This window comes from Streptomyces caniferus, from assembly GCF_009811555.1.
Classification (GTDB): domain Bacteria; phylum Actinomycetota; class Actinomycetes; order Streptomycetales; family Streptomycetaceae; genus Streptomyces; species Streptomyces caniferus.
Genome location: NZ_BLIN01000005.1, coordinates 2,234,552 through 2,247,652 on the forward strand (window position 1 = coordinate 2,234,552; position 13,101 = coordinate 2,247,652).

Genomic DNA, 13,101 nt, shown 5'->3' on the forward strand with positions numbered 1-13,101 from the left:
GCGTCGAGGTTAGTCATCGCGCGAGCAGGGTGGTGAGGGCGCCCACGGGGTCGGGGTCCGCGGGGCCGGTGGGCCACCAGTCCTCGGTGCCGGGCTCGGATTCGTACGGATACCAGCGGTTGTCATGACCGAAGCGGAGCTGGATACCGCGGGCCGCGTCGGTGAGGTGGTTGTGGCGCGGGCGCAAGGACGGAAGGTCCGCGGCGAGGAGGGCGCTGCGGGCCCGGTCGAAGTCGCCGGCCGGGGGGTTCCACGGGGCATCGAGGAGGGCGAGGCCTTCGGGGCCGCCCTGCCGCCAGGCGGCGACCGAGCGGGCGACGTCCGTGGTGGTCCGGCCGGTGGCCGCGGCGAGGTCGCGGTAGAGGGCCCGGGTGGCGGAGGTGAGGCCCGCGGTGGGATCGGCGGTGGCCGCCAGCCGGATGGCGTCCTCCCATACGGGCAGCGTCGGGAAGGGGCTGGGGGAGGCCGGCCTCCCTCCCCCGGGACCCGGGGAGCCGGCGGCGGACACGCAGGCGTGGGCGCGGGCCGTGGCGTCGGCTGCCAGGAAGGCGAGGGTCGCGGGGTCGAAGGGGAGGTGGTCGGCGTCCGGCAGGGCCGGCGGGGAGCCGGGCCGGGGCGGGGCCGGCAGCGGCGGTGGGAGCGGTGGGCGGAGGCGGTCGGCGAGCGCCTCCCTGGCGGGGACACCGCGGGGCTGCGGCACGGCCCGTGCCGCCGGCTCTTCGGGGCCCTCCCCAGGAACTGCCACGCCGCCGCTCGGCACGGAGGCGGCGGACGGTGTCCCTCCCCCGGTAGCTCGGGCAGGGCGGTGCGGGGGCGGCTGGGTGGTGGCGGGCGCGTGGGCGCGGGCCTCGCGGGCGGTGAGGGCGGTGTTCCGGCGGGAGAGCGCGTCGAGGAGCTCGCGTTCGCCGCGGCCGCGCATCAGCAGCAGGACGAACGGGTCGGCGTCCAGGAGGCGGGCGACCTGGAAGCAGAGCGCGGCGGCGTGTTTGCAGGGCCGGCCCTGGTCGGGGCAGGAGCAGCGGGGGACGAGATCGCCCGGCCCCGGGAGGAGGCGCACCTCGCCCTCGGCCAGGGCCCGGGGCAGCTTCTTGGACAGCAGGGCCGTGAGCTGCCCGGGCTCCGCGGCGATGGCGTCCAGGAGTCCGTCCCACTCCTGGTCGCTGAGGGTCCGGAGGCGGATCTCGGCGCTGTAGGGGCGGGGTCTGCTGCCGCGTACGGTGGCGACGATGCGGCCCGGCGTGACGTTGATGGTGTCGACATGGCCGTCGCGGGCGTAGGTCCGGCCGCGGGCGAGCCGGGCGCCGTCGAGGGCCGTGGTCTCCAGCGCGTCCAGCCAGGCGCTGCCCCACCAGGATTCGGCGAACAGCCCGCGGGCTCCGGTCCGGGCCGGCAGGGGCGGGAAGGTGCGCGAGCGGTCCGCGCGGGCCAGCCGGTCCGCGGCGGCGGCGCGCCCGGAGACGGGGCGGGGGGTCATCCGGGCCTCCTGAGGGCGACGAGGTCGGCCAGTTCGGCGTCGGAGAGTTCGGTGAGCGCACTCTCGCTGCCGGAGAGCACCGCATCGGCGAGCGCCCTTTTGGCGCTGAGGAGTTGGGCGATGTTGTCCTCGACCGTGCCCTCGGTGATCAGCCGGTGGACCTGGACAGGCTGGGTCTGGCCGATGCGGTACGCACGGTCGGTGGCCTGTTCCTCCACCGCCGGATTCCACCAGCGGTCGTAGTGGATCACGTGTCCCGCGCGGGTCAGGTTCAGGCCGGTGCCCGCCGCCTTCAGGGACAGCAGGAACACCGGAGCGTCGCCCGACTGGAAGCGGTCGAGCATCTTCTCCCGTTCGGCTACGGGGGTGCCGCCGTGCAGGAGCTGTACCGGGACGCCCCGGTGGGTCAGATGGCGTTCCAGCAGCCGCGCCATGCCGACGTACTGGGTGAAGATCAAGGTGGCGCCGCCCTCGGCGAGGATGGTGTCCAGGAGTTCGTCGAGGAGTTCGAGCTTCCCGGAGCGGGCGGCGAGACCGGGCGCGGCCTCCTTGAGGTACTGCGCGGGGTGGTTGCAGATCTGCTTGAGGGCGGTGAGCAGCTTCATGACCAGGCCGCGGCGCGCCATGCCCTCGGCGGTCTCGATCCGGGAGAGGGTCTCGCGGACGACGGCCTGGTACAGCGCGGCCTGTTCGCGGCCCAGTGCCACCGGATGGTCCGTCTCGGTCTTGGGCGGCAGTTCGGGGGCGATACCGGGGTCGGACTTCTTACGGCGCAGGATGAACGGGCGCACCAGCCGGGCCAGCCGCTCGGCCGCCCGCGGATCCTCGCCGCCCTCGACCTCACGGGCGTGCAGCGCGCGGAAGGCCTTGAGGGATCCGAGGAGCCCGGGGGTCGTCCAGTCGAGGAGAGCCCACAACTCGGAGAGGTTGTTCTCGACGGGCGTGCCGGTGAGGGCGATCCGGGCGGGGGCCTTGATGCTGCGCAGCGCCTTGGCCGTCGAGGAGCGCGGATTCTTCACGTGCTGGGCCTCATCGGCGACGATCCAGGCCCATGCGTGTCCGGCCAGTTGGGGAGCGCTGCTGCGCATCGTCCCGTAGGTCGTCAGTACGAAGCCGCCCGCCAGGCCGTCGAGGCTGCGCCCCGCACCGTGGAAGCGGCGTACGGGGGTGCCGGGGGCGAAGCGTTCGATCTCGCGCTGCCAGTTGCCGAGGAGGGACGCCGGGCAGACCACGAGGACCGGTGCGGCGGGCCGGCGGTGCAGGTGGAGCGCGATGACGGTGATGGTCTTGCCGAGGCCCATGTCGTCGGCGAGGCAGCCGCCGAGACCGAGGGAGGTCACGGTGTCGAGCCAGGCCACGCCCCGTAGTTGATAGTCACGGAGGGTGGCCTGCAATCCTGGCGGCTGGGGCAAGTGCCGTGCCTCGGCGGTGAGGCGCGTGCGCAACGCGGCGAGGGCGCCCTGGGGCACCACCTCGACCTCCTCGCCGTCCACCTCCGTGGTGCCGTTGAGCGTCGCGGCGAGGGCGTCGGCAGGCTCCAGGTAGCCCAGTTCGCGTTTCCGGGCCTTGCGGACGAGCCCGGGGTCGACCAGGACCCACTGGTCGCGCAGCCGGACGACGGGGCGGTGCGCCTCGGCGAGGGCGTCCATTTCCGCCTCGCTCAGCGGCACCCCGTCCATCGCCACCTGCCAGCGGAAGTGCAGCAGTTCACGGGTGTCGAAGAAACCGAAGCCGTCCGCGGCCGAGCCCGGTGCCGGGCGCAGCACCGCCGCCGCGGTCAGGCCGCGGGTCAGTTCCTTGGGCCAGTGGACGGCCACTCCCGCGGCGCCCAGGCGTGGTGCGGCCTCCCCCAGCAGGTCGTACAACTCGTCCTCGGAGAGCGGCAGTACGTCGGGGACCGGCTGTTCCAGGAGGCGGGTGAGCGGGTCCCAGATACGGGCGGCGCGACGCAGCGCCAGGAGGGTGTCGACACGGGAGCGCGGCCCGAAGTGATCGGGGCCCTCGCCTTCCCACAGGCCGCGGGCGTCCGCGACCAGGGTGGGGTCGGTGAGGCTGTGCACCTGGAGGACGGCGGCCGCCGCACTGCGCTCCTCGGCCCCGCCGCCCGTCCCGCTGTCCTCCCGCCGGTCGAAGATCTTGTGCGGGGCGAGATCGAGGCGCAGGGAGAGCCGCACCCCGGCGTCGACGCCGGCCGCGACCTCGGCGGCCCACTCCCGGGCGCCGGGAAGATGCTGGGGCGCACTCGCGGCGAACGGGGCACCGGCCACCAGTCCGGCCGCGGGGGTGCGCGGCAGCGTATCGGCGACCGCATCCACGTAGAGCCGCACCAGAGCAGCCGGGTCGTGCACCTGGAGCGGTCGGCTGCCGGCGATCGGCACGGCGTAGGCCTCGGCGGGCATAGCGGCGGCGATGGCCCGGAGATGCGCGATGTCGTCGGGGTCCAGCGGACCGGCGCGCCAGGCGTCGGTGTCCTCGGCGGTCAGCCCGGGCAGCAGTCTGCCGCGGGCGGCGAGATGCAGCGCATGCAGGGTGGCCGCGCCCCAGCAGGCGGCGGCCGGGTGGGCGACCGGGTCGTGCCGGGCACGGACCAGCAGCGGAACGGCTTCGGCCAGCGGAAGCAGCACGGCGGGGACCGTACGGCTGCGGGCACCGTTTCCATGGCGGCGGGCGACGATGAGCTGCCCCGGCTCGCCGGCCCCGCCGTTGCCCGACGCCACCCCGCCGCTTTCCCCGCCTCCGACATCCGGGAGCGGGCCGCCATCCGGACGCCATAGGGCGATCTTCCCGGCGCGCGGCGGCTGGGCGGGCAGGAAGACCGCGGCGCAGCGAGCCGAGGCGGCCCCGGTGTCACCGCTTGCCACCGTGCCTCCGATCCCGGCCGTGGGCGTGTGCATCGGCGGTGCGTGCACGGGCCGGGCCTCCCCTGCCGCCTCCCACCGCCTCGTCATGCCATCCCTTACTGCTCGGTCGTCTCTTGCGTGGTCGTTCTCCGAGCGGCCGTGCGCTGAGTTGCCGCCCGTTGCGCAGTCGTCCCCTGCCAGGTCGTCAGCCGCAGGGTCGCTCCGCCCTCGCCGTGGCGCCCGCAGAGCCTGCCGCACCCGGCCCGATCCTGCGCCCCCGACCTGCGAGTCTACGGTCGTACGCACCACGCTTCCCGCCTCCCTCCCCAGCGTTCACACCTCCCTCGGGCGCCAGGCCCTCAAGCCCCCGGACAAGCGCCAGGACCGTCCGGACCGGCACCTCTCAACCGCTCCGCGCTCGGCACCGCTCGGCACGGGAGCCGGACGGCACAGGAACCGAACGGACAAGCACGCCGCGTACCGGCCCCGGCTCCACCCGCGACACCCGGCCTGAACGTCGACATCGACATCGAGGCCAACGCCGACGCGACGTCCACACCGACATCGATGGAAGCAGACAGCACTGACAATCCGCTCCGACCAGGCCTTTCTGCGCCCCGCGCCAGGGTTATCCACAGCCCGCAGAAATCCTCCTCGCGCTCAGCCCGAAATCCGCTACGGTAAGTGACATCATCACTCTCGGTAATCGATCGACCTCGGTGAGGAGCACGTCATGCACATCCCCACGCCCGAACAATCCGCTGCGGCGGCGGCCTTCCCGACCGGCTCGCACCTGGTGATCCAGGCCGGCGCCGGGACCGGCAAGACGACGACCCTCGCGATGCTCGCCCGCACCGCGCGCCGACAGGGCCGATCGGGCCGGTACATCGCCTTCAACAGAGCGGTCGCGCGCCATGCCGCGCGGACGTTCCCCGCCGAGGTGTCCTGCGGAACCGCCCACGCCCTCGCCTATACCGCCGTGGGCAGGCGCTACCAGGCACGAATGAACGCCCCGCGGCAAGCAGGGTGGCGCACGGGCGCCGCCCTGGGCATCGACGAGGACATGACCGTGCGCATCGGCGCACGCAAGATGACCAACAAGGCGCTGTCGTACACGGTCCTGCGCACCGTCACCCGCTTCTGCCAGTCGGCCGACAGCAAGATCGCTCCCCACCACGTCCCGCCCCTGCGCGGAGCCGAATCCGCGCCGCTGCACGCACAACTCGCCGATCTCGTCCTGACCTACGCACGCAGGGCCTGGGCGGACCTGCAGCATCCGGACCGTGGCGTCGTCCGCTTCGAGCACGACCACTACCTCAAGATGTGGGCGCTGCGCGCCCCCGTCATCCCGGCGGACTTCCTGCTGCTGGACGAGGCGCAGGACACCAACCCCGTGGTCGAGCAGGTCTTCACCGCGCAGCGCGATCACGCACAACTGGTGCTGGTCGGAGACTCGGCCCAGGCCATCTACGGCTGGCGCGGCGCGCGCGACGTCATGACCGGGTTCGACGGCAGACAGCTCAGTCTTTCCCGCTCGTTCCGCTTCGGACCGGCGCTCGCGGCCGAGGCGAATCGCTGGCTCACCATCGTCGGTGCCCCGATCCGGCTCACCGGATCCCCCTTACTGGAGACGGAGTTGCGCACGGTCCACGCGCCGGAGGCGATCCTGTGCCGAACGAATGTGGGAGCGATGGTGGAGGTGATACGGCAACTGGAGGCGGGCCGCCGGGTCGCCCTCGCGGGCGGCGGCGAGGCACTCAGCGCTCTCGCACGCGCCGCATACGACCTCGAGGCCGGCCGCCGTACCGTCCACCCCGAGCTGATGCTCTTCGAGACCTGGGCCGATCTGCGCGAGTACGCGGAGTTCGACCCGGCCGGACGGGACCTGTTGCCCTTGACGGAGCTCGTCGACGAACACGGTACGGAGGCGTTGCTGCACGCCCTGGATCGGCTCTCACCCGAGGGCTCCGCCGAAGTGACGGTGTCCACGGCTCACCGGGCCAAGGGCCGGGAGTGGGCAAGCGTGCGCATCGCGGACGACTTCACGGGCCCCGACGACCTCGACGAGTCCGACGAGGAGGGAACCCCGCTGCCCGGCCCGATCGACCTCGACGAAGCACGCCTGGCGTACGTCGCCGTCACGCGTGCCCGCTCACTCCTCGACATCGGCGGACTGTCCTGGATCAACAGTCACCCCTCCGGCGACCCTCCGCTCCCCGGCCCCCACCCAACGGCAGGAAGCCCGCAGAACGGCAGGCGGAAAGGACAGTCCACACCGGCAAAGGAAGGGTAAGAAATGCCGGGGACAGGTGACTGGCTCACCGAACGGGAGGACTCTGGAGGTGGGAGATGGGTGCCGATGCGTACGGGAAATGAGCCCCTTCAGGCACGCAGCCCGCTGAGAATCCGCTGCGGACTGGCGCTGTGGGGGTTGCTGTGGGCAATCGCCGGAGCCGTGGCCTTCATCAATGCCGGACGGCCGGAATGGGCGGCGGCATGTGCCGCGCTGGCGATGGTGGCGGCCGCGGACCTGGTCATGGTGATCCGCCACATCCGCCAGGGACCGCACTACCAGCCGGGAAGGGATATACCCCCCTATGCCCCGGACCGAGGCCGGAACGACGCCTTCGGCATACGTAGCGGCCCCGGGCGGAGACGGAACACCAGACCGTAAGTACTGCGCCGCGAGGGTGTGGCGGGGCGCATCGCGTAGAGCAATAGGCGGGGACATCACCGTAGCCGCGACAAGACGCCACACCAACCGCGTTCGCACGGAGGCACGGACGACGAGGAGCGTGCGCTACTCCGGCTCACCGTCCGGAGGCTGGGGGCCTGGGGCGCGATCATTGTTGCCCGTGCCGAGTGCGAAACGGGCGGCTTCGATGAAGTCCGGGCGCGGTTCGAGGGCCGCTGCCAGTCGGAAGTGGCGCCTCGCCTCCTCGGCGCGGCCGGCACGCTCCAGGGTGCGGCCGAGCGCGAAGTGCGCAAAGGCGTTGTCCGGCTCGCGTTCCAGCACGATCTGGAACTCCAGCTCAGCGGGCCGCAGTTGAGCGGCGAGGAAAAAGGCACGGGCGCGTAGCAGTCGGGCCGCGGTGTTCTCGGGGTGCGCGGTGATGACCGAGTCCAGCAGCCGGATCGCGCCGCGTGGGTCACGGGCCTCCAACAACTGCTCCGCGGCGCGGAAGTCGATGACATGCGTCTCGGGGCTGCTCTCGGGCACGTCTGCTCCTCTCCGTCGCCGTCGGGGCAGGCATCAGCCACGGACCGTACGGCGCTACCTGCCACACAACAATCCCATCGGTCGCGGCATTCCCCGGCCGTCACGACCTCAACCGGGCCTCGGCCGCCGCGTGAGCACACGACCGGCTGGGCGCGGCGGATTACCGACCAGTTGGGGCAGAGGAGACACGACCCGCTTGGGCAAAGACACGCGGACGGTGTGCAGAGCTCGCGAAGGAGGCGAGGCAGCAGGGAGAGGCCCCGGCCAGACGCGGGATGGATGGGCGTCAGGAGGCACGACCGACGGACAGCAATGCCTGCGAGCAGTCGTGGTCGGCAGGCAGCCGTGAACGCCAGGCCGTCATGAACGCCGGGCAGTCGTGAACGCTGGCAGTCCTGATCGCCAGGGGTGGGAGTGGAGGAAGGCGGAGGGAGGGGTGGGGGTGGGGAGGCGGGGGGGGGAGGCGGGGTGGGGGCCCCGGCACCAAGGTGTCACCCCTGCCAACCCCAGATCGACACGACCCACTCACCCCATCGGGCTCGCCCCAACGCGCCCGGTTCCGTCGCCGCCAGACGCCGCCGCCGCGCCACGCCCCGGGCCCAGCCCTGGCCCTCGTAGTCGGCCCTATCGCCGTCATCCGCTGGCCGCGCCGAGCCTCCCGCTGCCGGCCCCTTCCCGGACTCCGGGCAGCTCCCCCACAGGCGCCAGGTCACTCCCCCACAGGCTCCGGGCCACTCCCCTATAGGCTCCCGGCCGCTTGCCTCCAGACTCTGGGCCGCTCGCCTACAGGCTGATGTGGTACGCCTTGCGCAACGTCTCGTGCACGGTCCACTGCGTGCGGTCGCCCTCGCGCAGGACGCAGGCGTCGCCGGGGCCGACCTCCAGCACCGACCCGCCCTCGACCTCGATGGTGGCGCGCCCGCTGACGACCACGAACAGCTCGTTGGCCTCGGTGTCCGTCACCACGCCCGGCGTGATCTGCCAGATTCCGCGGATCTGCTGCCCGTCGGGGGACTCCCACAGCACCTTGCCCGTCACCACCGGCTCGCCGGCGACAATCTGCGAAGCGTCGAGCGGTTCCGGCTCCAGATCGGCGTCCGCGATGCCGGGGATATTGACCACGAACGATGCGGGAGCCGGGTCGCCGGTAACGGGCGCCGCGGCGGATTCGGAAACAGAGCCGGACTCGGAGCCGGGCTCCGCGGTGGTGATGGCAGGCTCGGTGGCGGCGGTCTGGGCGTCAAAGCCGGAAGCAGCAGTCATGGCGGCGAGGGTATCGTCCGGCCTCAGGCGCTCCGCAGCCGCTCCCATACGGCGCGGACCTGGGGTTCCAACGCCTCCAGCGGCCCGTCGTTGTCGATGACGAGATCCGCGACGGCCAGCCGCTGTTCACGGGTCGCCTGGGCCCCCATCCGTGACGTCGCCTCGTCCTCCGGCATGCCGCGCAGCCGCACCAAGCGGTCCAGTTGGGTCTGCGGTGCGGCGTCGACCACGACGACAAGGTCGTACAGCGGCGCCAGGCCGTTCTCCGTCAGCAGCGGGACGTCGTGCACCACCACCGCGTCCGGCCCTGCCGACGCTTCGAGTTCGGCCGATCGTGCTCCCACCAGCGGGTGCACGATCGCGTTCAGCGCCTTCAGCTTCTCGGGGTCGGAGAACACGATCCGGCCCAGCTTCGGCCGGTCCAACGTCCCGTCCGGCGCGAGTACGCCGCTTCCGAACTCCTCGACCACTGCCGCCAGTCCGGGCGTACCGGGCTCGACGACCTCGCGTGCGATCTTGTCCGCGTCCACGACCACCGCGCCGTACGACGCCAGCAATCGCGAAACCTCACTCTTGCCCGCCCCGATACCGCCGGTCAGCCCCACCTTCACCATGGGGCCACGCTATACGGTGCGCCCGCACGGCAGTCGCCCAGGAGGCCCGACCTCGCGCAACTCCGGCCCCTCGCCCAGGCCCAGCCTCACTCGCACTCCGACGTCACGCAGGCTCCAATCTCACGCCTGCTCTGGCAGCCTCACGCTGCCTTCGGCGGCGTTTCAGGCCCCGCCCGCACCGCCGTCGCCCTCGCGCTCCGCCAGGAAACGCTCGAACTCCCTGCCGATCTCGTCGGCCGACGGCAGTTCCGCCGGTTCGGCCACCAGGTTCCCCCGGCTCTCCGCCCCGGCGACCGCGTCGTATTGATGCTCCAGCCCACTGACCAGCGCAACCAGTTCCTCGTCACCCTCCGAGATCTGCCGCTCGATCTCCTCCTGCGTCCGCAGCGCCTCCGTACGCAGCGAATGCGCGGCACCGGGGAGCACCAGTCCGGTCGCGGCCGTGACGGCTTCGAGCGCCGTCAGTGCGGCGTCGGGGTAGGCGGACCGGGCGATGTAGTGCGGTACGTGCGCCGCCACGCCCAGAACATCGTGTCCCGCTTCCGCCAGCCGGAACTCGATCAACGCCTCCGCGCTGCCGGGCACCTGCGCCTCGTCGAAGAAGCCACCATGCCCGGGCATCAGGTCGGTGCGATTGCCGTGCGGGGTGATGCCTACGGGGCGGGTGTGCGGGACGCCCATCGGGATGCCGTGGAAGTTCACCGAGAGGCGTACGCCGAGGCGCTCCACGATCTCCTTCACGGCGCCCGCGAAGCGCTCCCACTCGACGTCCGGTTCGGGTCCGGACAGCAGCAGGAACGGGGCGTCGGTGGTGTCCCGTACGAGCCGCAGCTCGATGCTCGGGGTCTCATAGGCGGTCCAGCGGCTGCGCTCGAAGGTGAGCAGCGGACGGCGGGCGCGGTAGTCGACGAGGCGGTCGTGGTCGAAGCGGGCGACAACCTCGTTCGGCAGGCCGTCCAGCAGCCGCGCGACGATCTGGTCGCCGGTCTCGCCGGCGTCGATGTATCCGTCGAAGTGGTACAGCAGCACCAGTCCGGCGGAGTCCCTCGAGGCAATCGTCTCGACCTCCGCGAGCCCGCTCGGCTCCCATTCGTACAAACCCTGGGGATCCAACACAGTGACTGCTCCTCCTCGTTCTCATCAGCGGCAACGCACGATCTCGCGCGGGCATTCCCGACGACGCGAATGCCTCCGCCCGCGTCGCACATCGCCTTGGACGCCGAACTGCTGCAGCCCTCCCCTCACACCGTTTCAGGAACGCGCACTCCCCTACACATACGGCGAGTTCGCCAGCGCACCCAACCCCGCGCGCCGTGCCGCGCTCCTTGCCCATCCGGCGCATCGACTCCGTGTCACCACGCGACCTCGACATGCAGGATGGACGCACACGTCAGCCCCCCCGCAAAGACGGACGCCGTCAACGAACCCAGCCCTCCACTGCAGGGGCAAAAACGGCCGCAGCAACGGCAGGGACAAAGACGGCAACGGCAGGGGTGAGGGTGCGCGCAGCATCGACGAGCCAGGGGCTGGAGCAGGGATGCCTGCGCACAGGCTGCACGCGTCGGGGGAAACGCCAGGCGGACGGGCGCAAGGCAGACGCACGATAGATCGCGCCGTAGTGACCTGGGCTGAGGCCGTGAGGCAGCGGCAGCGGCAGCGGCAGCACCTTCTCCACAGCGCAGCCCACCCCCGGCCGACGTCTGAAGGAAGAGGCATCCCCGCCCTGGCGCACCGCTGCCCACCTCCGCCTCCGGTACGCACCCATCGAGACACGGCTACCAGCCCCACCACAAAGCCGCTGCCCCTGCCGCTCCCCACCCACCCCCCAAACACACCGAAGGCCCGCCCCCCAGAGGGGAGCGGGCCTTCGACTATCGGCTAGTGCCTATCGGCAAGAGCTCAGCTCTGGCCGCCGGCCAGCTTCTCGCGGAGCGCGGCGAGGGCCTCGTCCGACGCCAGGGCGCCGGAGTTGTCCGCCGACTCCGAGGAGTAGGAGCCGCCGCCACCACCGGCGTTGCCGCCGCCGGCCTGGCCGCCACCCTGCGCCGCCGGTGCCGCAGCACCCTCGGCCGCAGCCTGCTCGTCGGCCTCGCGGGACTTGATGACCTGAGCCTGGTGCTGCTCGAAGCGCTGCTGCGCCTCGGCGTACTGGTTCTCCCAGGCCTCGCGCTGGGTCTCGTAGCCCTCGAGCCAGTCGTTGGTCTCGGGGTCGAAGCCCTCGGGGTAGATGTAGTTGCCCTGGTCGTCGTAGGACGCGGCCATGCCGTACAGGGTCGGGTCGAACTCGACGGCCGACGGGTCGGCGCCGAAGGACTCGTTGGCCTGCTTCAGCGACAGCGAGATCCGGCGACGCTCGAGGTCGATGTCGATGACCTTGACGAAGATCTCGTCGTTGACCTGGACAACCTGCTCCGGGATCTCGACGTGGCGCTCGGCCAGCTCGGAGATGTGGACCAGGCCCTCGATGCCCTCGTCGACGCGCACGAACGCACCGAAGGGAACGAGCTTGGTGACCTTACCCGGGACGACCTGACCGATCTGGTGGGTCCGGGCGAACTGCTGCCACGGGTCTTCCTGGGTCGCCTTGAGCGACAGGGACACGCGCTCGCGGTCCATGTCGACGTCCAGGACCTCGACCGTGACCTCCTGGCCGACCTCGACGACCTCGGAGGGGTGGTCGATGTGCTTCCAGGACAGCTCGGAGACGTGGACGAGACCGTCGACGCCGCCCAGGTCCACGAAGGCACCGAAGTTGACGATGGAGGAGACGACGCCGGAGCGCACCTGACCCTTCTGGAGGGTGGTGAGGAAGGTCTGGCGGACCTCGCTCTGGGTCTGCTCCAGCCAGGCACGGCGGGACAGGACCACGTTGTTGCGGTTCTTGTCCAGCTCGATGATCTTGGCCTCGAGCTCCTTGCCCACGTAGGGCTGGAGGTCGCGGACGCGGCGCATCTCGACCAGGGAGGCCGGGAGGAAGCCACGGAGGCCGATGTCGAGGATGAGACCACCCTTGACGACCTCGATGACGGTACCGGTGACGATCCCGTCCTCTTCCTTGATCTTCTCGATGGTGCCCCAGGCGCGCTCGTACTGGGCGCGCTTCTTCGAGAGGATCAGGCGGCCTTCCTTGTCCTCCTTCTGGAGGACCAGGGCCTCGATCTCGTCGCCGACGGCAACGACCTCGTTGGGGTCGACGTCGTGCTTGATCGAGAGCTCGCGGCTCGGGATCACACCTTCGGTCTTGTAACCGATGTCGAGCAGGACCTCGTCCCGGTCGACCTTCACGATGACGCCGTCGACGATGTCGCCGTCGTTGAAGTACTTGATCGTCTCGTCGATCGCGGCGAGGAAGGCTTCCTCGTTACCGATGTCGTTGACCGCAACCTGCGGGGTGGTGGCGGTGGTCTCGGTGCTGCTCGTCATGTGGGTAAAGGCTCCGGTGCGGACATTGAAGTCGTAGGTACTGCTACGCCGAGAGCCTCTATCGCCTCTGCATAAGACCGGACAGTGTCAAAGACGTACGTGCCGGAGAACCACAGATGCCGGAGCATCCGGGAGCGACCCGAAACGCCTCAAAACCGAGGGGACATACATACAGATGCGAGCGCGGCCTGCTCCGTCTGAGGCGCGCAAGCCCGCAGCGCAACTTGTAGCATACGGGGGCAGCCGGACCCGGTCAATGCGCGAACG

The 13,101-nt window shown here is 71.3% G+C and carries 9 protein-coding genes; 2 read left to right on the forward strand and 7 right to left on the reverse strand.

What is annotated here, in order from left to right:
* Positions 1-13: 13 nt before the first annotated feature.
* Positions 14-1,474 carry an SWIM zinc finger family protein gene (locus Scani_RS26455; protein WP_159480328.1) on the reverse strand — a complete coding sequence of 487 codons (1,461 nt, stop codon included), beginning with the start codon at positions 1,472-1,474 and terminating at the stop codon, positions 14-16.
* Positions 1,471-4,368: an SCO1167/SCO6262 family helicase gene (locus Scani_RS26460; protein ID WP_246296167.1), complete on the reverse strand. Its 2,898-nt coding sequence runs from the start codon at positions 4,366-4,368 to the stop codon at positions 1,471-1,473. Before Scani_RS26460 ends, Scani_RS26455 begins: the two co-directional genes overlap by 4 nt.
* Before the next feature lie 679 nt (positions 4,369-5,047).
* On the opposite strand from Scani_RS26460, the gene Scani_RS26465 reads away from it, so the two are divergent.
* Positions 5,048-6,607, forward strand: coding sequence for a UvrD-helicase domain-containing protein (locus tag Scani_RS26465; protein ID WP_159480329.1), 1,560 nt, complete (start codon positions 5,048-5,050; stop codon positions 6,605-6,607).
* 66 nt (positions 6,608-6,673) lie between these two features.
* Positions 6,674-6,988, forward strand: a complete 315-nt coding sequence (locus tag Scani_RS41220) for a DUF6343 family protein (protein ID WP_246296168.1) — start codon at positions 6,674-6,676, stop codon at positions 6,986-6,988.
* A gap of 126 nt (positions 6,989-7,114) precedes the next feature.
* On the opposite strand, the gene Scani_RS26470 is transcribed toward Scani_RS41220, so the two are convergent.
* The 5 genes from Scani_RS26470 to rpsA form a co-directional block, all read right to left on the reverse strand.
* On the reverse strand, positions 7,115-7,534 hold the full coding sequence (locus Scani_RS26470) for a tetratricopeptide repeat protein (RefSeq protein ID WP_159480330.1): 420 nt from the start codon (positions 7,532-7,534) through the stop codon (positions 7,115-7,117).
* A gap of 783 nt (positions 7,535-8,317) precedes the next feature.
* On the reverse strand, positions 8,318-8,638 hold the full coding sequence (locus Scani_RS26475; protein ID WP_246296439.1) for a cupin domain-containing protein: 321 nt from the start codon (positions 8,636-8,638) through the stop codon (positions 8,318-8,320).
* A 182-nt stretch (positions 8,639-8,820) separates the two neighbouring features.
* Entirely contained in the window at positions 8,821-9,411 is a 591-nt protein-coding gene (coaE, locus tag Scani_RS26480; RefSeq protein WP_159480331.1) for a dephospho-CoA kinase, read from the reverse strand.
* Positions 9,412-9,573: 162 nt separating this feature from the next.
* Positions 9,574-10,527, reverse strand: a complete 954-nt coding sequence (locus Scani_RS26485) for a PAC2 family protein (RefSeq protein ID WP_159480332.1) — start codon at positions 10,525-10,527, stop codon at positions 9,574-9,576.
* A gap of 783 nt (positions 10,528-11,310) precedes the next feature.
* Positions 11,311-12,834, reverse strand: a complete 1,524-nt coding sequence (gene rpsA / locus Scani_RS26490) for a 30S ribosomal protein S1 (RefSeq protein ID WP_159480333.1) — start codon at positions 12,832-12,834, stop codon at positions 11,311-11,313.
* Positions 12,835-13,101 lie beyond the last annotated feature (267 nt).